The following is a 20,613-nucleotide window of genomic DNA, read 5'->3' on the forward strand; positions in this document are numbered from 1 at the left end:
CATTGCTGGAAGTGCGCAGGAGCGCGCATCGGCGCCCCCGGCCGGACGCCTCAGCGTTTCGCCAGGGCGTCCTGAGCAGCCTGCCAGCGCAGTTCGTGGCGCTCGCCGACGACGAAACGATCGCCCTGGAAGTCCCAGCGTTCCACGTCCACGGTCTTTTCCGCCCCTTCGCCGACCAGCAGGCGATTGAAGGAGTTGGGCGAGGTGCCGCGCACGCGAGACGAGAGGGCAGTGCCGGCCTGGACGATCCAGACCTCGCGGGGCAGGGTGGGGTACTGGCGACTCAGCGGCAGCACATAGGGCAGGTGGATATGCCCCCCCATCACCAGATCCAGTCCGGCGGCGGCCCAGGTGGCCAGGGCGTGATCGGCGTTGTGTTGCAGATTGCTCAGGTCACTGAGTTCGAGGGCGCCGAAGGGCTGGTGGGCGATGACAATGCGCAGCTTGCCAGGACCGGCGCGGCGCAGACGCTCGGCCACGCGCTCGATCTGCTCGCTGCTGACCGCGCCATCCTTGTGGCGTTGCGGGGCGGTGGTGTTGAGCCCGACCAGCAACAGCTCGTCGTTTTCGAAACTGGGCTCCAGATCCTGGCCGAAATGGCGGCGATAGTTGCCATAGGGCGTCAGGAAACGCGCGAAGATATTGTACAGTGGCAGGTCGTGATTGCCCGGGATGACCAGGGTTTGTGGAATGCCATGGCTTTCCAGGCGTTCGACAAAGGTCTTGGCGGCGGCGAATTGTTCGCGCCGGGCGCGCTGGGTGATGTCCCCGGAGAGGATGAGGACATCGGCGCCGTGTTCGCGGACATGGGCTTCCAGAGCCGCGACCACGGCGGGTTGCTCGGTGCCGAAGTGGGTATCGGAGATTTGCAGGAGGGTCGTCATGAGGACCTGGTTTCCAACGGATTCCCCTTTACGACCGCAACGGGCGCCAAGCTATCCGGCGAAGGCTAGTCAGAGGCTGTTCCAAGGCTCGCGAGCTAGAGCCAAACAAGGCGAAAATGGCTGAGGAAGCGGAGTTTACGAGTGGTAAATGAGCATTCCGAAGCCATTTTCAACGCAGTTTGGCCGACGCGCAGCAGCCTTCGAACAGTCTCTTAGACTTCGCCGTCGTGGTGCCAGGCGTCGTGCAGCTCGGAGGCGTTGGCTTCACCGACTTCGGCGCGGGCCTTGAGCCAGTCCAGCAGGGCAGTACGGTCTTCCGCGGTGGGCGAGGTGTAGCGCTTGTTGGCCATGATGGTGCCTTCGACCCAGGCATTGTCGAAGCCGCCGATGTAGTCCAGCTTGCGCTCTTCGACGTAGTCGATGAAGTCGCCCAGGAAGGTGTCCAGGTCGTCTTCGCTGAGTTCGTTCTTGAAGCTCACCTTGATTTCAAAGGCCAGCTCCTGGAATTCGCCCAGGTACTGCTTCTTGCGCAGGCGACGCTTCATGCGGCTCAAACGGGGATCTTGGTTGGTATCGGTCATGGCGAAGGCCTGGATATCGATTAAAGGGCGGGCATTATCCCTGGCGTCGACGGGTAATGCCAATGCCGACCGCTCCAGCGGTGGGTCGGCCGGGCCGTTTTGCCTGCGACCGGAGCGCGCAGTGGCGGAAGGACCTGCTCAGGCCGCCATGGCCGCGCAAGCGTCGGCGCAGGCTTCGCAGGCCCGGGCGCAGGCCTGGCAGTGATCGGCCTTGTGCTTGCCGCATTCGGCGGCGCAGGCGCGGCAGGTGGCCAGGCACAGGGCGCATGCTTCGGCGATGCGGTCGCTATCGCGCTGCATGAAGGTGGCGGCCAGGCGGCAGGCGTCGGCGCAGTCGCGGTCCAGGCGGACGCAGTCGCGCATCATGTCCAGATTGGCTTCGCCCAGGCAGGCGCTGGCACAGGTTTCACAGGCGGCGGCGCAATCGAGACAGGCCCTGATGCAGGCCGCGAGGGTGTCATCGTTCATTCGGTAGCTCCTGGTGAGGGGTATCTAGGGTGGACCCGGTCGGCTGGCGCCGAGTTCGGCCGGTGCGATCGATTGACGCTCTCCCGGGTAGTCCGTACCCTGCGCCCTTGCACGTGGTGCCCCGCCTGGCCGGGGTGAAACAGGGAAGCCGGTCGAGCCGGCGCTGCCCCCGCAACGGTAGTTGAGCAGTAGCTGCGCGATACCCACTGGCCCTGGCCGGGAAGGGGCGCAGCGGATGCCTCCAGGGCATCGGCTCACCAGCCCGGAGACCGGCCACGCTTGCGTTCATCTCGGCGATGCGGAGGGCGTCGCGCGGCGTCGCCACCTGCCTTGCGCGGGCGGCGTCTCTGCCCGTTTCTCCGCCACGCCCGCACCCGGAGAACCGCCCATGACCGATACCCCCGATTCGACCAGCCCCGAGCGCGACGAGCGCCACCGCGCGCGCATGGTGCGCAAGAAGGCGGTGATCGACGCCCGCATCGCCGAAGCCCAGGACGAGCGCGGTCTGCTGCTGGTCCACACCGGCATCGGCAAGGGCAAGAGTAGCTCGGCCTTCGGCATGGCGGCGCGCGCCCTCGGCCACGGCATGAAGGTGGGCGTGGTGCAATTCATCAAGGGCCGCCGTGACACCGGCGAGCAACTTTTCTTCAGGCGCTTCCCGGACGAGGTGCGTTACCACGTCATGGGCGAGGGCTTCACCTGGGATACCCAGGACCGTGCCCGTGACCTGCAGTCGGCGGCGGCGGCCTGGGCGGTGGCGGTGGAGCTGCTGCGCGATCCGGCCATCGGCCTGGTGCTGCTGGACGAACTCAACATCGCTTTCAAGCACGGCTATCTGGACGTCGACCAGGTGCTGGTCGATCTGGCCGGGCGCCCGGCGCATCAGCACGTGGTGGTGACCGGGCGCGGTGCGCCGCCGGCGCTGGTCGAGGCCGCCGATACCGTGACCGACATGAGTCTGGTCAAGCATGCCTTCCAGGCCGGCGTCCGCGCCCAGCAGGGCATCGAATGGTAGGCGAGACGCGGCATTGCCCGGCGCTGCTGATCGCCGCTCCGGCCTCCGGTCAGGGCAAGACCAGCGTCACCGCCGCCCTGGCCCGGCTGCACGCGCGCCAGGGGCGGCGGGTGCGGGTGTTCAAGTGCGGTCCGGACTTTCTCGATCCGATGATCCTCGCGCGCGCCAGCGGCGCCCCCGTCTACCAGCTCGATCTGTGGATGATCGGCGAGGCCGAGAGCCGGCGCCTGCTGTGGGAAGCGGCGGGGGAGGCCGATCTCATCCTTATCGAAGGCGTCATGGGCCTGTTCGACGGCCAGCCCTCGGCGGCCGACCTGGCCGAGCGCTTTGGCGTACCGGTGCTGGGGGTGATCGACGCCGCCGGCCTGGCGCAGACCTTTGGCGCCCTGGCCTATGGCCTGGCTCACTACCGGCCGGGCCTGCCCTTCGCCGGGGTCCTGGCCAATCGCAGTGGCAGTCCGCGGCAGACGCAGCTGATCCGCGGCAGCCTGCCGGCGGGCATGACCTTCTTTGGCAGCCTGCCGCGCGATGCCGGCATCGAGTTGCCCAGTCGTCACCTGGGGGGCTGATCCAGGCCGACGAGGTCACCGACCTGGATCGTCGTCTCGACCTGGCGGCCGATGCCCTGGGCGCCAGTTCCACCCTCGAATTGCCACCGCCGGTGGCCTTCGCCGCGCCCGAGCCGAGCGTGGTCGAGCCGCTGCTGGCCGGGGTGCGGATCGGCGTGGCCCGGGATGCAGCCCTGGCCTTCATCTACCAGGCCAATCTCGATCTGCTGCGCGCCTTGGGCGCCGAGCTGCAGTTCTTTTCCGTGCTCACCGACACGGCGCTGCCGGCGGTGGACAGCCTCTATCTGCCCGGCGGCTATCCCGAGCTGCACCTGCAGACGCTGTCCAACAACCTGGGCATGCGCGCGGCCATCCGCGCCCACCACGCGGCCGGCAAGCCGATCCTCGCCGAGTGCGGCGGCATGCTCTATCTGCTCGACGAACTGACCGACAAGGCCGGCGAATCCGCCAGCCTGCTCGGACTGCTGCCGGGCAGCGCGCGGATGCAGGCGCGACTCACCGCCCTGGCCTTGCAGTCGGTGGCGTTCGAGCAGGGCACCCTGCGTGGCCACACCTATCATCACTCGGCCCTGGAGTCACCCGAGGTGCCCTGGGCGCGCGGACTGTGCCCCAACGGCAAGGCGGTGGCCGAGGCGGTCTACCGCGACGGTCGCCTCACCGCCAGCTATATTCACTTCTACATGCCGTCGGCACCCGCCGCGGCCGCCGCGATGCTCAAGCCGTGACCACGACCTCCTATACCCCCGCCGAACAAGCCGCCGTCTACCGAGCCATCGCCGAGCGCCGCGACATGCGCCACTTCTGCGGTGGCGAGGTGCCCCCCGAGCAACTGGCCCGCCTGCTCGGTGCCGCCCACCAGGCGCCCAGCGTCGGGTTGATGCAGCCCTGGCGCTTCCTGCGCATCAGCGATCCGGCCTTGCGCCAGCGCCTGCACGAGTTGGTGGAAGAAGAGCGCTGCGCCACCGCCGACGCCCTCGGCGAGCGCAGCGACGACTTCATGAAGCTCAAGGTGCAGGGCATCCTCGATTGCGCCGAGGTGCTGGTGGCCGCGCTCATGGACGGCCGCGAGGCCCACGTCTTCGGCCGCCGTACCCTGCCGGAGATGGACCTGGCCTCGCTGTCCTGCGCCATCCAGAATCTCTGGCTGGCGGCGCGTTGCGAAGGCCTGGGCATGGGCTGGGTGTCGCTGTTCGAGCCGGAAGCGGTGCGCAGCCTGCTGGAGATGCCGGAAGGCTCCCAGCCGGCGGCCATTCTCTGCCTGGGACCGGTGGAAGCCTTCTATCCGCGCCCCATGCTGGAAGAGGAGGGCTGGCGCCAGGGGCGGCCACTGGAGGAACTGGTCTTCGAGAATCGCTGGGGCCAGAAACCATGATGCTGGCCTTCGCGGTCGTCGGCGGCATGCTGCTCGACCTGCTGCTTGGCGAACCCCGCCGCGCCCATCCCCTGGTGCTGTTCGGGCGCCTGGCCGACAGCCTCGAAGCCCGCTTCAATCCCGGTGGCCGTGGCTGGCGCAGCCATGGCGTGGTGGCCTGGAGCCTCGCCGTACTGCCCTGGGTGCTGCTCACCGCCTTGCTCTGCCAGCTCGGCTGGCTGGCCTGGATCATCCAGCCCCTGGCGCTGTATCTGGCCGTGGGGCTGCGCAGCCTCGGCGAGCACGCCGAGCCGGTGGCGCGGGCCCTGCAACGCAACAATCTGCCCGAGGCACGGCGTCGGGTCGGCTACCTGGTCAGTCGCGAGACCAGCGAACTGGACGAGATTGCCGTGGCCCGCGCCGCCACCGAATCGGTGCTGGAGAATGGCAGCGATGCCGTTTTCGCTGCGCTGTTCTGGTTCGCCCTGCTGGGTGCCCCGGGCGTGGTGCTCTATCGCCTGGCCAATACCCTGGACGCCATGTGGGGCTATCGCACGCCGCGCCTGGAGCGCTTCGGCTGGGCCGCGGCGCGCCTGGACGATGTCCTCAACTACATTCCCGCGCGGCTGGTGGCCCTGACCTATGTCGGTCTCGGTCGCTTCTGGAGCGCCATCGAAAGCTGGCGCACCCAGGCACCGCTGTGGGACAGCCCCAACGCCGGTACGGTGATGGCGGCCGGTGCCGGCGCCCTAGGCGTGAGCCTGGGCGGCCCGGCTCGCTACCACGGCGAATGGCACGAGCGCCCGGTGCTGGGCCGCGGTCCGGCGCCGACCTTCCTGGCCATCACCCGCGCCCTGAAACTGGTGCGCCGTGGCGCCTGGTTGTGGACCGCGCTGATCGCCCTGGGAGGACTGCTGCTTGCTTGAGCACGGCGGTCGACTGCGGCGCGCGGCGCGCACCTATGACATTCCCCTGGGCGACTGGCTGGACCTGTCCACCGGTCTGGCCCCCTGGCCCTGGCCGCTGCCGGAGATTCCGGCCAGCGCCTGGGCACGGCTGCCGGAGCCCGATGACGGCCTGGTGGAGGCCGCCTGTGCCTGTTACCGGGCCAGCGCGGTGCTGCCGGTGGCCGGCTCTCAGGCCGCCATCCAGGCGCTGCCGACCCTGCGCGTACCCGCGCGGGTCGCGGTGCTGGCGCCCTGTTATGCCGAACACGCCCTGGCCTGGCGTCGCGCCGGGCACGAGGTGCTGGAGTGGGACGAAGGCCGGATCGCGACCCACCTCGACCAGCTGGACGTCGTGGTGGTGGTCAATCCCAACAATCCCACGGGCGAGCGCCTGTCGCCGGCCCGGCTGCTGGACTGGCACGCCCGACTCGAACGTCGGGGTGGCTGGCTGGTGGTGGACGAGGCCTTCATGGATCCCACCCCGGCGGCGAGTCTTGCGCCCTTCAGCGATCTGCCCGGGCTGATCGTGCTGCGCTCCTTTGGCAAGTTCTTCGGGCTGGCCGGGATGCGCCTGGGCTTCGTGCTGGCGGCGCCGAGCCTGCTGGCGCAACTGGACGAGCAACTGGGTCCCTGGACGGTGAACGGCCCCGGTCGTCATCTCGCCCGGCAACTGCTGGCCGATCAGCCGGCCCAGCAGCGTCAGCGCGAGGCCCTGCTTGGGGCCGGTGAACGCCTGGCCGCGGTGCTCGTCCGGCACGCCCTGACGCCCAGCGGTGGCTGCGCCCTCTTTCAATTGCTGCAGCGCGCGGATGTCGCGGATCTGCACGAACACCTGGCCCTGCAGGGCATCCTGACCCGTCTGTTTCCCGCGCTTGGCGCCCTGAGACTCGGCCTGCCCGGTGACGAGTCCGGCTGGCAGCGCCTGGACCAGGGCCTCGCCAGCTATCGGAGTCCCCTATGAGTACGCTGATGGTGCAGGGCACCACCTCCGACGCCGGCAAGAGCACCCTGGTGGCCGCCCTGTGCCGCTGGCTCTATCGCCAGGGCGTGGCCGTGGTGCCCTTCAAGCCGCAGAACATGGCGCTCAACAGCGCCGTGACCGCCGATGGCGGCGAGATCGGCCGGGCCCAGGCGGTCCAGGCCCAGGCCTGTGGCCTGGTACCCCATACCGACATGAATCCGGTGCTGCTCAAGCCCAATACCGATGTCGGGGCCCAGGTGATCATCCACGGTCGCGCCGTCACCAGCATGGATGCCAAGGCCTATCACGCCTACAAGCCGATCGCCCGGGAGGCGGTGCTGGCTTCCCATGCCCGCCTCGCGGCGGGCTATCGGGTGGTGCTGGTGGAAGGCGCCGGTTCGCCGGCCGAGATCAACCTGCGCCAGGGCGACATCGCCAACATGGGCTTCGCCGAGGCGGTGGATTGCCCAGTGCTGCTGGTGGCGGACATCGACCGGGGTGGCGTCTTCGCCCATCTGGTCGGCACCCTCGACCTGCTCGAGCCCAGCGAACAGGCGCGCGTCGCCGGCTTCATCATCAACCGCTTCCGCGGTGACCTGGCGCTGCTGCAACCCGGGCTGGACTGGCTCGAAGCCCGCACCGGCAAACCGGTGCTCGGCGTGCTGCCCTATCTGCACGACCTGCATCTGGAAGCCGAGGATCGCCTGGCCACCGGCCAGATCGCCAAGCAGGGACCGCGCCTGCGGGTGGCGGTGCCAGTGATGCCGCGGTTGAGCAACCACACCGATTTCGATCCCCTGCGCCTGCATCCCCAGGTGGAACTGCTGTTCGTCCGCCAGGGCGAGGCGCTGCCCGCCGCCGACCTGATCATCCTCGGCGGCTCCAAGAGCGTGCGCAGCGACCTGGCCTTCCTGCGCGCCCAGGGCTGGGACGCGGCCATCACCCGCCACCTGAGATACGGCGGGCGGGTGCTGGGCATCTGTGGTGGCTTCCAGATGCTCGGCGAGCGGATCGCCGATCCCCTCGGGCTGGAAGGCGCGCCGGGCGACAGCGCCGGTCTGGGCCTCCTGGCCATGACCACCGAATTGGCGGCGGAAAAGCAGCTGCGTAACGTACGGGGCTGGCTGAGCGACGGCGACGTCGAGGTGGCCGGCTACGAGATCCATGCCGGCGTCAGCCAGGGCCCGGCCCTGGAGCGGCCGGTGCTGCGCTTCGCCGATGGCCGCGTGGATGGCAGCCTCAGCGCCGACGGCCAGGTGCTGGGCACCTACCTGCACGGCCTGTTCGAATCGCCCGCCGCCAGCGTCGCCCTGCTGCGTTGGGCGGGTCTCGCCGAACCACAGCAGCTGGACTACCACGCCCTGCGCGAGCGCGATCTGGAGCGCCTGGCCGATTTGGTCGAACACCACCTGGACACCGGGCGCCTGCGCGCCCTCTGCGAGCTCTAGATGCGCGAATTCATCCTCGGTGGCGCTCGCTCCGGCAAGAGCGCCCTGGCCGAGCGCCTGGCCGCCGAGTCCGGCCTTGCCGTCACCTATATCGCTACCGCCGGCGGCAGCGACGCCGAACTGGCCCGGCGCATCGAACGCCATGCCGCCCGCCGGCCGGCGCACTGGGCGCTGGTGGAAGAACCCCTGGCGCTGGCCGAACGCCTGGCGGCCCTGGCGGCGGCGGATGCCTGCCTGCTGGTGGACTGCCTGACCCTCTGGCTGACCAATCTGCTCTTGCTCGACGATCCCCGGCGCCTCGACAGGGCTTGCGCGGAGCTGCTCGAGGTCGTGCCGCAGTTGCCCGGCCACCTCATCTTCGTCAGCAACGAAACCGGTCTGGGCGTCGTCCCGCTGGGCGAGTTGACGCGCCGCTATGTCGATGCCGCCGGCGAGTTGCACCAGGCCCTGGCCGCGCGCTGCGAGCGCGTGGTGCTGACCGTCGCCGGTCTCCCCCTGACCCTCAAAGGAACCCCGCTATGAGCATGCCCTGGTGGCAAGGACCCTGCCGCCAACCCGATACCGCCGCCGCCGAAGCCGCGCGCCAGCGGCAGGCGGTATTGACTAAGCCGAGCGGTTCGCTCGGCGATCTGGAAGTGCTGGCCATCCAGCTGGCGGCCCTGCAGGGCACGCCGCGGCCACTGCTGCAGCGTACCGCCATCGCCGTCTTCGCCGGTGATCATGGGGTGGTGGAAGAGGGCGTCTCGGCCTATCCGCAGTCCGTGACCGCCGAGATGGTGCGCAACTTCGTGCGTGGCGGGGCGGCCATCAGCGTGCTCGCCCGGCAACTGGACGCCGCCCTGGAAGTCATCAACCTGGGTACCGTCACGCCGCTGGAAGCCCTGCCCGGGATCATCGACCTGCCCCTGGGGCGCGGTACCGCCAACTTCACCCTGACCCCGGCCATGACCCATGACCAGTGCCAGGCCGCGCTGCAGGCCGGACGCGACGCCGTCCTGCGCGCCTGCGCCGGTGGCGCCGATCTGTTCATTGGCGGCGAGATGGGCATCGGCAACACCACCGCCGCCAGCGCCATTGCCAGCGTGCTGCTGGATACCTCGCCGCTGGCCCTGGCCGGGCCCGGTACCGGCCTGGACGCCGACGGGGTGGCGCGCAAGGTGGCGGTCATCCAGCGCGCTCTGCTGCGTCATGGCGACGCCCTGGAAGATCCCTACGAGCTGCTGCGCCGCCTGGGGGGTTTCGAGCTGGCCGCCCTGACCGGTGCCTATCTGGCCTGTGCCCAGCAGGGCCTGCCGACCCTGATCGACGGCTTCATCTGCTCGGTGGCGGCGCTCTGCGCCCAGCGCCTGCAACCCGATACCCGCGACTGGCTGCTGTTCGCCCACTGTGGCGCCGAGCCCGGCCATGCCGCTGTGCTGCTGGCGCTGGGCGGCGAGCCGCTGCTCGATCTTGGCCTGCGCCTGGGCGAAGGCAGCGGTGCGGCGCTGGCCGTGCCGCTGCTGCAACTATCTTGCCGCCTGCACAGCGAGATGGCGACCTTTGCCGAAGCCAGTGTCTCCAGCCGCGCCCATGACTGACTGCTGGCTGCTGCGCCATGGCGTCACCGAAGGCCCCGAAGGCTTTCGCGGACGCCTCGATCCGCCGCTGGCGGAGCAGGGCTGGGCGCAGTTGCGCGCCGCCGTCGCCGCGCAGCCGCCTTTCGAGCTGATCCTGACGTCGCCGCAACAGCGCTGCGCGCGCTTCGCCGAGTGGCTGGCGGCGGAGCAGGGCGCCGAGCTGGTGCTGGAAGCGGATCTGCGCGAACTGGATTTCGGCGCCTGGGAAGGTCGTAGCGCCGCGGAGCTCATGCAGGACCAGGCGGAAGCGCTGGGCCGGTTCTGGGCCGATCCCTATGCCTATACCCTGCCCGAGGGCGAGCCCGTGGCGGCCTTCGCCGAACGGGTCCTGGGGGCGGTGACGCGCTGGCGGCCCCGGCTGCAGGGCCGGCGCAGTCTGATCGTCACCCATGGCGGCGTCATCCGCCTGCTGCTGGCCCGCCAGCGGGGCCTGCCACCCAGGGACCTGCTGCAGGTCGAGGCGCCCTACGCGACCCTGCAGCCACTGGCGCTGGAGGAAGGCTGATGCCGCTACCCCTGCTGATCGCGGTGCAGTTTCTGACCCGCCTGCCGGTCCGGCTGCCCGGCATGCCGCCAGCCGAGGCCGTCGGCCGCTCGGTGCTCTGGTATCCGGCGGTCGGCCTGCTGCTGGGCGCGCTCCTCAGTCTGATCGCCTGGCTGGGCGCCGCGGGCGGCGTCTTCCTGCAGGCGGCCCTGGTGCTGGCCGGCTGGGTGATCCTCACCGGCGGCCTGCATCTGGATGGCCTGGCCGACACCGTGGATGCCTGGATCGGCGGCTATGGCGACTGCGAGCGGACCCTGGCCATCATGAAGGATCCAGCCTGCGGACCCATGGGCGTGCTGGCGCTGCTGCTGACCCTGCTGCTCAAGTGGAGCGCCCTGGTGGTGCTCCTGCCGCACGCGCCGGGCTGTCTGTGGCTGGCGCCCTTGGCCGGTCGCCTGGCGCTGCCCTGGCTGTTGCTGACCACCCCCTATGTACGCCCTGGCGGTCTGGGCGATGTGCTCAGTCGCCACCTGCCGCGGACGACATTGACCCGGGTGCTGCTGCTGGGTGCGCTAGCCATCCTCCTGCTGCCCCAGGGCTGGACCGCACTGCTGGTGACCGCAGTGGTCGCGCTGCTCGTGCGCCGCGCCTTGCGCCAGCGTCTCGGCGGTACCACCGGCGATACCGCCGGAGCCCTGCTGGAATTCACCGAGACCGGGGTGCTGGTCGCGCTGGCCCTGACGTTGGGCTGAAAAATCGGCCCAAGCGTGAGACACCCGGGGTTTTGCGACCGCGGTCCTTGAACGACGTCGGTTAAACCGTTAAGAAGGCGCCTGGTTGAGCGCCCAGCGAAACCGCCTCGGCACGAGCGGGTCCAGGGGGAGTCGTCGTCAGTTGGACAAGGAGCCCCAATGCTCGATGCGCCTCACAGCGCCGCCTCGCCCCGGGAAGTCGTCCCCGCGTCGCGGCTCCGCCTCAAGCCACGCAGCCTGTTCGCCAAGTTCTTTCTGGCGTTCATCCTGGTGGATGCCCTGGGCACCCTGCTGTTCACGCTGCACAGCTACCACCAGGCGCGCGAAGCCAGCAGCCAGAGCATCGACTATCGCTTGATGAGCGCGGCCCTGGCGCTGCCGGAAATTCTCGGCGAGGACTATCTCGCCCAATTGCAGGATCCGGCCAAGGCCGATCCCGATCGCTACCAGCGAACCCTGATCACCCTGGATCGCTATGCCCGCAAGGCCGGACTGGCCTCGCTCTATGCCTTCGTCAAGGAAGGCGCGAGCTTTCGCTTCATCATGGATTCGGCCAACGAGGAGGAAATCCGCGTTGGCTACTTCGGCGACTATCGCCAGCTCTACGATCAGGCACCCCCGGAACTCGCAGCGGTGTTTGCCGATCATCAACCGCGTTTCGCGGAATACCAGGATAACTTTGGCAGTTTCCGTTCCCTGTTCCTGGCCATTCCAGGACAGGACGGGCAAGCAGTCGTCATAGGGGCGGACATGTTCATGGAAGGAATAGCAGCGGCGGAGCAGTCGGCTCTGCTGGATTCGCTGCTCATAGGGGCGATCATCTTCGCGATGGGCGCTCTGGTCAGCCGGATCTTGGCGGGCGCACTCAATCGCTATCTGGTCCGCCTGGGTCAGGCCACCGAACGCATCGCCGATGGCGACTATCAGCTGGGCCTCAAGGAAGGCCGCGATCCGGTCGGTCGGCTGGGCCGTGCCATGAATCAGATGGGCGCCGCCCTGGCCGCGCGCGAGCGGCGCATCAGCCAACTGGCGTTTCGCGACATGCTTACCCGCCTGCCCAACCAGGTGCGGCTGGTCCTGGAGATTCGCCAGCGCATCGAGCATGCCGCGGCCGGGCGTTTCGCCGTGCTGCTACTGGACGTGGCCAACTTCCGCAACATCAACGAACTGCTCGGCCAGGAAGGTGGCGACAAGATCCTGCGCCACCTGGCGCGTCGGTTGAGGGTCGCGGCGCCGGAAGAGAATGGCGTGGCGCGAATCGGTGCCGACACCTTCGTCCTGCTGCTGCCCTGGTTCGACGACGCCTCGGCGGAGGCGGCGCTGCTGTCGCTGCGCAACCTGGTGGAAAAACCCTTCGTCAGCGGCAACCAGCGGGTGTCGCTGCGCATCACCTTCGGTATCGCCTGCTACCCCGAACATGGCGCCAGCGCCGAGGCCCTGCTGGCCAACGCCGAGACCGCGCTGCAGGATGCGCGTCGGCGCCAGCTGCCCTTCGCCTTCCACGATCCGGACCAGGAACGTCAGCGGCAGCAGGGCATCGCCATGCTCGACGCCCTGGACCTGGCCGTGGACCACGATCAGCTGCGCCTCTATCTGCAACCCAAGATCGCGCTACCCGACGGCCGCGTGGAAGGCGCCGAGGTCCTGATCCGCTGGCAGCATCCGGAACTGGGCCTGCTCAAGCCGGATGCCTTCGTCGGCATCGCGGAGCAGAGTCGCAAGATCTGCGACATCACCCTGTGGGTGCTGGATCGCTGCATGCGCCTGCAGCGCGAGCGGCAGCTGGGCGCCCTCAAGCTCAACGTCAATCTGTCGCTGCTGGACCTCGAGCACCCGGCCTTCATCGCCCGCATCGGCCGGCTGCTGGACGAGACCGGTGCCGTGGCCGCCGGCTTCTGCCTGGAGATCACCGAATCCCGGGCCATGAGCAATCCGGTGCAGGTGCTCGACTGCCTGCGCCAGCTCAAGGCCATGGGCTTCGAATTGTCGCTGGACGATTTCGGCGCCGGGCATTCCTCGCTCGCCTGCCTGAGCAGCTTTCCCATCGACGAGCTGAAGATCGATCGGCAATTCATCGAGCACTGCCAGCTGCCCGGCGATCAGGAGGTGATCAGGCTGCTGGTCCAGCTCGGCCAGTTGCGCGGGCTGCGGGTGGTGGCCGAAGGCGTGGAGACCCGCCAGGCCCTGCAGGTCCTCACCGATCTGGGCTGCGACCAGATCCAGGGCCAACTGGTGGCCGGCGCCCTGTCGCTGGACGACTTCCAGCGCTGGTACGCGGAGCAGGAGCAGGGTTACTGGGGGCTCAGGGCGTAGACCAGGATCGCGGCTGTCCGCCGCCGCGGATAGCTGATGCGCGATCCTGGTCCCGGAAAGCACGAAGCCGCCTGGCGGCGGCTTCGGTAGCGGACCCTGACGCTTAGAAGCGGTAGGTCAGCTGGGCACCCAGACCGTGGGCGCTGTTGTCGTACTTGGCGCTGTAGCCGGCCTTGGTGGAGGTGGCGGGACGATTGATCGACACATCGTCTTCCCAGAGGTAGGCATAGGCCACATCGATGGTCATGTCCTTGGTCGGCGACCAGCCTGCGCCCACCGAGAAGGTCTTGCGGTCGCCCACCGGGATGCGCACGTTGCGGTCGCCGTTGTCGGCCGGGGAAGGATCGATGGCCATGCCGGCACGCAGCACCCACTGGGGATTCAGCTGATAGGCCGCGCCGATGGCGTAGGACCAGGTGTCCTTCCAGTTGAGTTCTTCCGATACGGTCGCCAGGGGCGAACCCAGCACCGGCAGGGTGGGGGTGCCCTCGTTCTCCACGTCGATCGACTTAAGGCGACTCCAGCGGGTCCAGGTGGCACCGGCGTACATCGTCCAGTCGTTGTTCAGACGGTAGGTGAAGGAGGCATCGCTGCTTTCCGGCAGGGTGATGTTGAGGCTGGCGTCATACTTGCCGTTGAGCCGGCTGACCAGGGCGTTCGTGATCGGACTGGCCTGGCTGTTGGCACCCGTGACCTCGGTGTTGCCCTTGAGCTTGTAGGTGACCTTGGAGTGGTAGGTCAGGCCGAAGGTCAGGTCATCGGTCAGGTCCGCGAGCAGGCCGACGTTGAAGCCATAGGCGGTGTCGTCGCCATCGATCTTGACCTGGCCATCCTGGGTGCTGCCGAAGTTGACGTTGCTGTTGAGCTTGCCTTCGATGCGGTTGATGGTCGGACCGAAGCCGATGGAAACCTTGTCGGTGATCTTGTAGCTGACGGTGGGCTGGATGGTGATGACTTCCACCTTGCTCGCCTGACCCTGGTAGCGACCCTGGAAGGCGTGCTCGTAGTTGCTGATCAGCGCATAGGGGACATATACACCCAGGCCGAAGTGCAGGCGGTCATCCACCGGCGTCACGAAGTAGCCGAAGGGCACCACCGAGTTGGGCACCATGTCGCCGTCGTTGCTGCCCTGCACGGCCTGGCCGTTGGCGTAGCGACCACTGGCGTCCTTGATGTCGATCTTGGCGTGGATGTAGGCGCCACCCAGGGACACCTCGCGACCCAGGCGCGACATGCCGGCGGGGTTGCCATAGATGGTGGAGGCGTCCTGCGCGGAGGAAGATCGTCCGGCGAAGGAGGTACCCATCCCGCTGACACTCTGTTCGTTGATAGCCAGACCGTTCGCCAGGGCATAGCCGGAAGCGCTCGAAACGGCCAATGCAAGTAGGGTCAGTTTTATTGTTTTCATGCTCTTGCAGCTCCATTGAAAGGCGAGAAGCGCTTACCTCCGCGGATTCCCAAGTCCGAGTGAGTACCTGCGCACACTCAGCTTTTAGCAGGCCCTGCTTGCGAATACAAAAAAAACTATTCGGTCACGTTTGGTTCGGGTCGGTCATCAGGCGTTCATCCGACGAACCCGCCTGGAAAGCCGCTGAATGCCACGGTTCCCCGTGTGTGACAGGGGCGTCAAGCGGCACCGAAGAACCGGCCCGGGTGGCTTATACTGTCGGCTCATCTGTTCGGAGTGCGCCCTTGACTTCTGCCCCTCACTGGATCCGCGACGACGCGGCGCTGGCCGCCCTCTGCGCGCGCTGCCAGACCCTGCCCTTCATCGCCCTCGACACCGAATTCATGCGGGTCGACACCTTCTATCCCAAGGCCGGCCTGATCCAGATCGGCGACGGCGAACAGGCCTACCTGGTCGATCCCCTGTGCATCGGCGACTGGACAGCCTTCGCCGCGCTGCTGGAGGACCCGGCGGTGGTCAAGGTGCTGCACGCCTGCAGCGAAGACCTGGAAGTGTTGTTGCGCCTGACCGGCAGCCTGCCGCAACCGCTGTACGACACCCAGCTGGCGGCGGCCTATCTGGGGCTGGCCCATTCCATGGGTTATTCGCGGCTGGTCGCCGAAGTGCTCAAGATCGACATCCCCAAGGACGAGACCCGCTCCGACTGGCTGCAACGCCCCCTGACGCCGCTGCAGGAGCGCTACGCGGCGGCCGACGTGACCTATCTGGTCGACGTCTATCTCTATCTCGACGCGCGCCTGGATGACCAGCGGCGTGCGTGGCTGCTGGAGGATGGCGCCGAGCTGGTGGCCAATCTGCGCCGCATCAGCGATCCCTGGGAAGCCTATCGCGACGTCAAGCTGGCCTGGCGCCTGTCGCGCCAGCAATTGGCGGTGCTGCGGGTGCTCTGCCACTGGCGCGAGGTCAAGGCCCGCGAGCGCGACCAGCCGCGCAACCATGTCCTGCGCGAACGCTCGCTGTGGCCGCTGGCGCGTTCCCAGCCGACCGACAAGCAGGCCCTGGCGCGCATCGACGACATGCACCCGCGCACCGTGCGCCAGGACGGCGATACCCTGTTGGCGCTGATCGCCGAAGGCGCGGCCACCCCGGCTGACCAATGGCCGGCGCTGCAGGCCGAACCCTTGCCCCACGAGGCGTCGCCGCTGCTCAAGGCCTTGCGCGCCATCGGCGAACGGGATGCCGAGACCCTGGGCATGGCGCCGGAACTGATGCTGCGCAAGAAGGTGCTCGAAGCCCTGCTGCTCACCGGCTGGCCCGATGGCGACTACCAGTTGCCGGCGAATCTGCGCGGTTGGCGTCGCGAGCGCTTCGGCCAGGCCCTTCTCGATCACCTGCAGGCGCAACGCACCCCGCCGGCGCCCCTGGAAGACACCCCATGAAACTGCTCTGCTCCATCTACCGAAGCCCGCGCAAGCCGGAAATGTACCTCTATGTCGACAAGCTCAAGGGCCTGAAACCTGTCCCCGAGGGGCTGCTCACGGCTTTTGGCCCCCCGGCGTTGGCCTTCGAGTTCGTGCTGACCCCGGAACGCAAGCTGGCACGGGAAGACGTCGCCAAGGTCCTCGAGAACATCGCCAAGCAGGGCTATCACCTGCAGATGCCGCCGCCGGAGCTGGAGCGCGATGACTACCTCGAGCACCTGCCCGAGGAGCTGCTGCGGCTCAACGATCCGCTATGACCGCCGTCCTGCTGCTGGAAGACGCGCCGGCCGGTTACGTCGATGCCTGGCGCCAGTGGGCGCCGGAGCTGGACCTGCAGGTACCGGCGGACCCGGCCGCGGCCGTGCGCCTGGCGCAGCAGCCGTGCTACTGGCTCGGCCAGCCCGATCGCGCCGCGGCCCTGTTGCGCGCGGGCGGCAGGCCGCTCTGGCTGCAATCGACCTGGGCCGGCTACGCACCGCTGCTGGCGGCGGATCTGCCCTGCGACTATCGCTTCAGCAGGGCGGTAGGATTGTTCGGCCAGAGCATTGGCGAATACGTCCTGACCTATCTGCTGCAGTTTGAGCGTCAGGTGGCTGCGCGGCAGCTCAATCAGCAGGAAGGACGCTGGGATACCCAGGTGCCAGGCACCCTGGCCGGGCGGCGCCTGTTGCTGGTTGGGGCAGGGGACATCGGCCAGGACATCGCCCGCCTGTTCGCGCCCTTCGGCATGATCCTAACCGGCGTCGCCCGCAGTACGCGAACCCTGCCTGGCTTTGCCCGGGTGGTACCACTCGCGGAACTGCGCCAGGCGGCGCGGGAGGCGGACTTCGTGGTCAATCTGTTGCCGGACAGCGGCAGCACCCGGGATCTCTACGATGCGGACTTCTTCGCCGCCTTGCCGGCAGGTGCCTTGTTCATCAATGCCGGACGCGGCACCAGCGTGGTGGACGCCGATCTGATCGCCGCGTTGGAGAGCGGGCAACTGGCCGGGGCGGTGCTGGACGTGTTCCGTCAGGAGCCGTTGCCGGCCGAGCATCCCTTCTGGCAGACGCCCAACCTGCACCTCACCGCCCATGTCGCCGGGCCCACGCCGCCGGCGGCGGCGGTCCGGCTGTTTCTCGACAATCTCCAGCGCCTGCAACAGGGGCAGGCCCTGCGCGGCGCCGTCGACCTGGTTGCTCAGTCGAAGGTATAGGGGCCGGCCACCGCCAGCTCCTCGACGGTCAGGCGCGGACTGGGCAACTCGCGCCCCTGCAGGGATTCCGGCAGGCTGGCCTTGTCGCCCAGCTTGCCGATGGCCACCGCCAACTCGACCTTGAACGCCGCCGGCACCTTCAGCTCACGCTGGATGCCTTCGCGATCGATGCCCGCCATGCCGTGGGCGTGCCAGCCGGCATTGGTCGCCTGCAGCGCCAGGTAGGCCCAGGCCGCACCGGCATCGAAGCTGTGGCTGGGGAAAGGGACTTCCTCGCCACTGCTGGCGCGCAGCAGGGTGGTCTTCGACAGGATGATCACCAGCGCCGAGGCGTGCTGCGCCCAGCCGCGGTTGAATTCACTGATCAGCGACAGGAACAGCGCCCAATGGGCGTCGTCGCGTCGTGCATAGAGGAAGCGCCAGGGCTGGGCGTTGAACGCCGACGGCGCCCAGCGCGCGGCCTCGATGAAACCGAGCAGGGTTTCTTCCTCGATGGCGACCGGGTCGAAGGCGCGGGGCGACCAGCGCTGGACGAACTGGGGATCGACGGGATACTGGGGCGTACGGCTGCTGCTGGTCATGGCTTCACCACGGGAGGAAAGGGGAGTCCGGCACGGTAATCCGGTCGGGCGGAGTCGACAAGGGCGCGAACGGTGCTTGGCGCTCGCGGCGTGCGGCACTAGACTGCGCGCCCCCTTTCCTTGCCACGATCTCTGCCATGGCCGCCATCACCCAGCCGTTCTGGAAGCGCAAGACCCTCGATCAGCTCGATGCCCAGGAATGGGAGTCGCTGTGCGACGGCTGTGGCCTGTGCTGCCTGCAGAAACTCGAAGACGAGGACGACGGCGCCGTCTACTACACGCGCATCGCCTGCAAGCTGCTGGATCTCAAGACCTGCCAGTGCAGCCGCTACGCCGAACGTACCCGCTTCGTCCCCGACTGCATCCAGCTCACCCCGGCCCAGGCCGACCAGTTCGCCTGGCTGCCGCCCACCTGCGGCTATCGCCTGGTGGCCGAAGGCAAGGATCTGCCGGAGTGGCACCCGCTGATCTGCGACGACCGCGAGGCGGTGCACAAGGCCGGCATCTCCCAGTCCGGCCGCATGCTCAGCGAGACCCAGGTCGCCGAAGACGACTGGGAAGACTACCTGATCTTCCGCGCGGGCTGATCCCGGCTTCAGACCGCCGCGGGGCTGGTCCGCCGCAGTGCGGTCAGGCCCGTTGCGCGATGGCAGCGTACCTCCGCCAACTCACCTGGCAGTAGCGCCTGGGGTCGCTCGCAACCGGCGCCCGCCTGCGGACAGCGATCCCGAAAGAAACAGCCACTCGGCAGCACCTGGTTGCCCGGCAACTCGGTGCGCTGCGCTGCGGCATTGCCCGTGAGCGGCTGATCCAGCCGCGGCACCGCTTCCAGCAGGAGTCGGGTATAGGGATGGCTGGGCTGCTCCAGCACCTCCGCCGCCGCCCCCAGCTCGACGATCTGCCCCAGGTACATTACCGCCACCCGGTCGGCCAGGTGGCGCACCACCGAGACGTTGTGGGAGATCAGCACGAAGGTCAGGCCGCGTTCGCGTTGCAGCTGGGCCAGCAGGTTGAGGATCTGGGCCTGCACCGAGATGTCCAGGGCCGAGGTGGGCTCGTCGAGAATGATGACGTCCGGATCCGACGACAGCGCCCGGGCGATGGCGATGCGCTGGCGCTGGCCGCCGGAGAACTGGTGCGGGTAGCGATCCAGGTATTCGGGACGGATACCGACCTGCACCGCCAGGCGCTCGGCCAGGGCACGCAATTCGACAGAGGAGCTGCGACCCCGCACCACCAGCGGCTCGGTGATCAGCTTCCACACCGGCAGGCGCGGATCCAGCGAGGACTGCGGGTCCTGGAAGACGATCTGGATGTTGCGCTCGCCACGGGCCGTGCCCTGAAGGGAGCCGCTTACCGGGTCCACCAGCCCCATCAGGACCTGGGCCAGGGTGCTCTTGCCGCAGCCGGATTCGCCGAGCACGCCCAGGGTCTCGCCGGAAAAGAGCCGCAGGTCGATGCCGTTGAGGGCATGGGCCTGGCCCTTCGTGCGCCCGAGCCAGTCGCGGCCCACTGGATAGCGAACCTCGACGCCGCTGAGCTCGATCAGCGGTACGGCAGGCGGAGAAAGGGTGTTCATGCCGGAGCGTCCTCCGCCTGCAGCCAGCAGGCGTTCAGGTGATCGGGGGTGTCCGTCGGCAGCAGCGCGGGGCGCGTCTCGCAGCGCTCATGGCGCCGACTGCAACGATCCTTGAAGCTGCAGCCGTCAGGCAGCTGGGCCAGGTTGGGCACCTGTCCGGGGATGCTGGCCAGGTCGCTGCCCGGCACCGCCTTTTCCGGCAGGCAGGCCATCAGGCCCTGGGTGTAGGGATGCCGGGGTGCCTGCATGACCGCCGCGGTAGCGCCTTGTTCGACGATGCCGCCGGCGTACATCACATAGACGCGATCGCAGAATTGTGCGACCAGGGCCATGTCATGGGTGATCAACAGGATGGCGGTGCCCCGAGCCCGTGCCTTTTCGCGCAGCAGAAGCAGCACCTGACGCTGCACCGTGACGTCCAGCGCAGTCGTCGGCTCATCGGCGATCAGTAGCTGCGGATCGCAGGAGAAGGCCAGCGCGATCATGATGCGCTGGCGCATGCCGCCAGACAGCTCGAAGGGATAGCGTTCGAGGATCTGCTCGGGATCGGCGATGTGCATGTCCTTGAGCAGCTCGATGGCCTTGGCGCGGGCCTGGGCGGCATCCAGCGCGGTATGGCGGCGAATCACGTCCAGCAATTGGCGACCGATGCGCCGCGTCGGATTGAGCGCGGTCATCGGCTCCTGGAAGATCATCGCTGCCTCGCGGCCGCGCACTTCCATCAGCTGGCGTTCGCTCAAGGCGAGCATGTCGTGGCCCACCAGATTGACGCTGCCGCCGGTGACCCGGTAGCTGCCGGGTGGCAGGAGGCCGAGGGTGAGCATGGCGGTCACCGACTTGCCCGAGCCGGACTCGCCCACCACGCCGACAATCTCGCCGGGGGCCACGCTCAGGCTGACGCCGTTGAGCGCCTTGGCGCTGCTGCGAAAGCCGGGGAATTCCAGATTCAGCTGGTCGATGTGCAGAACGGGCTGGCCCAT

21 protein-coding genes, 1 pseudogene and 1 riboswitch are annotated in these 20,613 nt (G+C 68.3%); of the genes and pseudogenes, 15 read left to right on the plus strand and 7 right to left on the minus strand.

Features of this window, described 5'->3' with window-relative positions; translation table 11 throughout:
- Positions 1-50: 50 nt before the first annotated feature.
- The 3 genes from QE393_RS04570 to QE393_RS04580 form a co-directional block, all read right to left on the minus strand.
- Positions 51-884: a metallophosphoesterase gene (locus QE393_RS04570; RefSeq protein WP_273809132.1), complete on the minus strand. Its 834-nt coding sequence runs from the start codon at positions 882-884 to the stop codon at positions 51-53.
- 212 nt (positions 885-1,096) lie between these two features.
- The gene (locus QE393_RS04575; protein ID WP_007159230.1) at positions 1,097-1,465 is read right to left on the minus strand and encodes a YggL family protein; all 369 of its coding nucleotides are present in this window, start codon (positions 1,463-1,465) and stop codon (positions 1,097-1,099) included.
- Positions 1,466-1,603: 138 nt separating this feature from the next.
- Positions 1,604-1,933 (minus strand): four-helix bundle copper-binding protein, encoded by a 330-nt coding sequence (locus tag QE393_RS04580; protein WP_273809134.1) that lies wholly within the window; start codon positions 1,931-1,933, stop codon positions 1,604-1,606.
- 97 nt (positions 1,934-2,030) lie between these two features.
- A riboswitch (cobalamin riboswitch) is annotated at positions 2,031-2,226 on the plus strand.
- A 95-nt stretch (positions 2,227-2,321) separates the two neighbouring features.
- Here QE393_RS04580 and cobO point away from each other — a divergent pair.
- The 11 genes and pseudogenes from cobO to QE393_RS04635 all read left to right on the plus strand — a co-directional run bounded on the left by cobO (position 2,322) and on the right by QE393_RS04635 (position 13,389).
- Positions 2,322-2,948 (plus strand): cob(I)yrinic acid a,c-diamide adenosyltransferase, encoded by a 627-nt coding sequence (gene cobO / locus QE393_RS04585; RefSeq protein ID WP_310042299.1) that lies wholly within the window; start codon positions 2,322-2,324, stop codon positions 2,946-2,948.
- Positions 2,942-4,242: pseudogene (locus QE393_RS04590) on the plus strand (cobyrinate a,c-diamide synthase). The gene cobO and the pseudogene QE393_RS04590 overlap by 7 nt, the downstream one beginning before the upstream one ends.
- A complete protein-coding gene (gene bluB, locus QE393_RS04595) occupies positions 4,239-4,889 on the plus strand; it encodes a 5,6-dimethylbenzimidazole synthase (RefSeq protein WP_310042301.1) in 651 nt (216 codons plus the stop codon). Before QE393_RS04590 ends, bluB begins: the two are co-directional and overlap by 4 nt.
- A complete protein-coding gene (cbiB, locus tag QE393_RS04600; RefSeq protein WP_310042303.1) occupies positions 4,886-5,794 on the plus strand; it encodes an adenosylcobinamide-phosphate synthase CbiB in 909 nt (302 codons plus the stop codon). The genes bluB and cbiB overlap by 4 nt, the downstream gene beginning before the upstream one ends.
- Positions 5,787-6,776, plus strand: a complete 990-nt coding sequence (gene cobD, locus QE393_RS04605; RefSeq protein WP_310042304.1) for a threonine-phosphate decarboxylase CobD — start codon at positions 5,787-5,789, stop codon at positions 6,774-6,776. The genes cbiB and cobD overlap by 8 nt, the downstream gene beginning before the upstream one ends.
- Positions 6,773-8,224 (plus strand): cobyric acid synthase, encoded by a 1,452-nt coding sequence (locus QE393_RS04610; protein ID WP_310042306.1) that lies wholly within the window; start codon positions 6,773-6,775, stop codon positions 8,222-8,224. The genes cobD and QE393_RS04610 overlap by 4 nt, the downstream gene beginning before the upstream one ends.
- Complete coding sequence (gene cobU / locus QE393_RS04615; protein ID WP_273809143.1) at positions 8,225-8,746, plus strand: bifunctional adenosylcobinamide kinase/adenosylcobinamide-phosphate guanylyltransferase; 522 nt, start codon at positions 8,225-8,227, stop codon at positions 8,744-8,746.
- Positions 8,743-9,801 (plus strand): nicotinate-nucleotide--dimethylbenzimidazole phosphoribosyltransferase, encoded by a 1,059-nt coding sequence (gene cobT / locus QE393_RS04620; protein WP_273809144.1) that lies wholly within the window; start codon positions 8,743-8,745, stop codon positions 9,799-9,801. The genes cobU and cobT overlap by 4 nt, the downstream gene beginning before the upstream one ends.
- Entirely contained in the window at positions 9,794-10,345 is a 552-nt protein-coding gene (locus QE393_RS04625; RefSeq protein WP_273809147.1) for a histidine phosphatase family protein, read from the plus strand. The genes cobT and QE393_RS04625 overlap by 8 nt, the downstream gene beginning before the upstream one ends.
- On the plus strand, positions 10,345-11,076 hold the full coding sequence (locus tag QE393_RS04630; RefSeq protein WP_310042308.1) for an adenosylcobinamide-GDP ribazoletransferase: 732 nt from the start codon (positions 10,345-10,347) through the stop codon (positions 11,074-11,076). The genes QE393_RS04625 and QE393_RS04630 overlap by 1 nt, the downstream gene beginning before the upstream one ends.
- Before the next feature lie 159 nt (positions 11,077-11,235).
- Complete coding sequence (locus QE393_RS04635; protein WP_310042309.1) at positions 11,236-13,389, plus strand: EAL domain-containing protein; 2,154 nt, start codon at positions 11,236-11,238, stop codon at positions 13,387-13,389.
- A gap of 103 nt (positions 13,390-13,492) precedes the next feature.
- Here the strand turns inward: QE393_RS04635 and QE393_RS04640 are convergent, their stop codons facing one another.
- Positions 13,493-14,797: an outer membrane protein transport protein gene (locus QE393_RS04640; RefSeq protein WP_310042310.1), complete on the minus strand. Its 1,305-nt coding sequence runs from the start codon at positions 14,795-14,797 to the stop codon at positions 13,493-13,495.
- A gap of 284 nt (positions 14,798-15,081) precedes the next feature.
- Here QE393_RS04640 and rnd point away from each other — a divergent pair, with 284 nt between their 5' ends.
- Genes rnd through QE393_RS04655 form a run of 3 tightly spaced genes read left to right on the plus strand, consistent with a single transcriptional unit; the run spans position 15,082 to position 17,473 of the window.
- Positions 15,082-16,236: a ribonuclease D gene (rnd, locus tag QE393_RS04645; protein WP_310042311.1), complete on the plus strand. Its 1,155-nt coding sequence runs from the start codon at positions 15,082-15,084 to the stop codon at positions 16,234-16,236.
- Positions 16,233-16,535, plus strand: coding sequence for a YcgL domain-containing protein (locus tag QE393_RS04650; RefSeq protein ID WP_273809156.1), 303 nt, complete (start codon positions 16,233-16,235; stop codon positions 16,533-16,535). Before rnd ends, QE393_RS04650 begins: the two co-directional genes overlap by 4 nt.
- A complete protein-coding gene (locus tag QE393_RS04655) occupies positions 16,532-17,473 on the plus strand; it encodes a D-2-hydroxyacid dehydrogenase (protein WP_310042312.1) in 942 nt (313 codons plus the stop codon). Before QE393_RS04650 ends, QE393_RS04655 begins: the two co-directional genes overlap by 4 nt.
- Here QE393_RS04655 and QE393_RS04660 read toward each other — a convergent pair.
- Entirely contained in the window at positions 17,458-18,054 is a 597-nt protein-coding gene (locus QE393_RS04660) for a nitroreductase family protein (RefSeq protein WP_310042313.1), read from the minus strand. The two genes, QE393_RS04655 and QE393_RS04660, sit on opposite strands and share 16 nt — an antisense overlap.
- A gap of 137 nt (positions 18,055-18,191) precedes the next feature.
- Between QE393_RS04660 and QE393_RS04665 the strand changes: the two genes are divergently transcribed.
- Positions 18,192-18,641 (plus strand): YcgN family cysteine cluster protein, encoded by a 450-nt coding sequence (locus QE393_RS04665; RefSeq protein ID WP_058762427.1) that lies wholly within the window; start codon positions 18,192-18,194, stop codon positions 18,639-18,641.
- Positions 18,642-18,649: 8 nt separating this feature from the next.
- On the opposite strand, the gene QE393_RS04670 is transcribed toward QE393_RS04665, so the two are convergent.
- Together QE393_RS04670 and QE393_RS04675 are read right to left on the minus strand one after the other, a co-directional pair.
- Positions 18,650-19,633, minus strand: coding sequence for an oligopeptide/dipeptide ABC transporter ATP-binding protein (locus QE393_RS04670; protein ID WP_310042315.1), 984 nt, complete (start codon positions 19,631-19,633; stop codon positions 18,650-18,652).
- Positions 19,630-20,613, minus strand: a complete 984-nt coding sequence (locus QE393_RS04675; protein WP_310042317.1) for an ABC transporter ATP-binding protein — start codon at positions 20,611-20,613, stop codon at positions 19,630-19,632. Before QE393_RS04675 ends, QE393_RS04670 begins: the two co-directional genes overlap by 4 nt.

Source organism: Pseudomonas sp. SORGH_AS_0211 (assembly GCF_031453455.1).
GTDB lineage: Bacteria > Pseudomonadota > Gammaproteobacteria > Pseudomonadales > Pseudomonadaceae > Chryseomonas > Chryseomonas aestiva.

Excerpts from the sequence above, each read along its gene's own strand:
- QE393_RS04625 (WP_273809147.1), top strand. The coding sequence starts at position 9,794 with ATGACTGACTGCTGGCTGCTGCGCCATGGCGTCACCGAAGGCCCCGAA.
- QE393_RS04660 (WP_310042313.1), bottom strand. The coding sequence starts at position 18,054 with ATGACCAGCAGCAGCCGTACGCCCCAGTATCCCGTCGATCCCCAGTTC.
- QE393_RS04575 (WP_007159230.1), bottom strand. The coding sequence starts at position 1,465 with ATGACCGATACCAACCAAGATCCCCGTTTGAGCCGCATGAAGCGTCGC.
- QE393_RS04640 (WP_310042310.1), bottom strand. The coding sequence starts at position 14,797 with ATGAAAACAATAAAACTGACCCTACTTGCATTGGCCGTTTCGAGCGCT.
- cobU (WP_273809143.1), top strand. The coding sequence starts at position 8,225 with ATGCGCGAATTCATCCTCGGTGGCGCTCGCTCCGGCAAGAGCGCCCTG.
- QE393_RS04635 (WP_310042309.1), top strand. The coding sequence starts at position 11,236 with ATGCTCGATGCGCCTCACAGCGCCGCCTCGCCCCGGGAAGTCGTCCCC.
- cbiB (WP_310042303.1), top strand. The coding sequence starts at position 4,886 with ATGATGCTGGCCTTCGCGGTCGTCGGCGGCATGCTGCTCGACCTGCTG.
- QE393_RS04665 (WP_058762427.1), top strand. The coding sequence starts at position 18,192 with ATGGCCGCCATCACCCAGCCGTTCTGGAAGCGCAAGACCCTCGATCAG.
- QE393_RS04610 (WP_310042306.1), top strand. The coding sequence starts at position 6,773 with ATGAGTACGCTGATGGTGCAGGGCACCACCTCCGACGCCGGCAAGAGC.
- QE393_RS04580 (WP_273809134.1), bottom strand. The coding sequence starts at position 1,933 with ATGAACGATGACACCCTCGCGGCCTGCATCAGGGCCTGTCTCGATTGC.
- QE393_RS04675 (WP_310042317.1), bottom strand. The coding sequence starts at position 20,613 with ATGGGCCAGCCCGTTCTGCACATCGACCAGCTGAATCTGGAATTCCCC.
- QE393_RS04570 (WP_273809132.1), bottom strand. The coding sequence starts at position 884 with ATGACGACCCTCCTGCAAATCTCCGATACCCACTTCGGCACCGAGCAA.
- QE393_RS04630 (WP_310042308.1), top strand. The coding sequence starts at position 10,345 with ATGCCGCTACCCCTGCTGATCGCGGTGCAGTTTCTGACCCGCCTGCCG.
- cobT (WP_273809144.1), top strand. The coding sequence starts at position 8,743 with ATGAGCATGCCCTGGTGGCAAGGACCCTGCCGCCAACCCGATACCGCC.
- QE393_RS04655 (WP_310042312.1), top strand. The coding sequence starts at position 16,532 with ATGACCGCCGTCCTGCTGCTGGAAGACGCGCCGGCCGGTTACGTCGAT.
- cobO (WP_310042299.1), top strand. The coding sequence starts at position 2,322 with ATGACCGATACCCCCGATTCGACCAGCCCCGAGCGCGACGAGCGCCAC.
- QE393_RS04670 (WP_310042315.1), bottom strand. The coding sequence starts at position 19,633 with ATGAACACCCTTTCTCCGCCTGCCGTACCGCTGATCGAGCTCAGCGGC.
- QE393_RS04650 (WP_273809156.1), top strand. The coding sequence starts at position 16,233 with ATGAAACTGCTCTGCTCCATCTACCGAAGCCCGCGCAAGCCGGAAATG.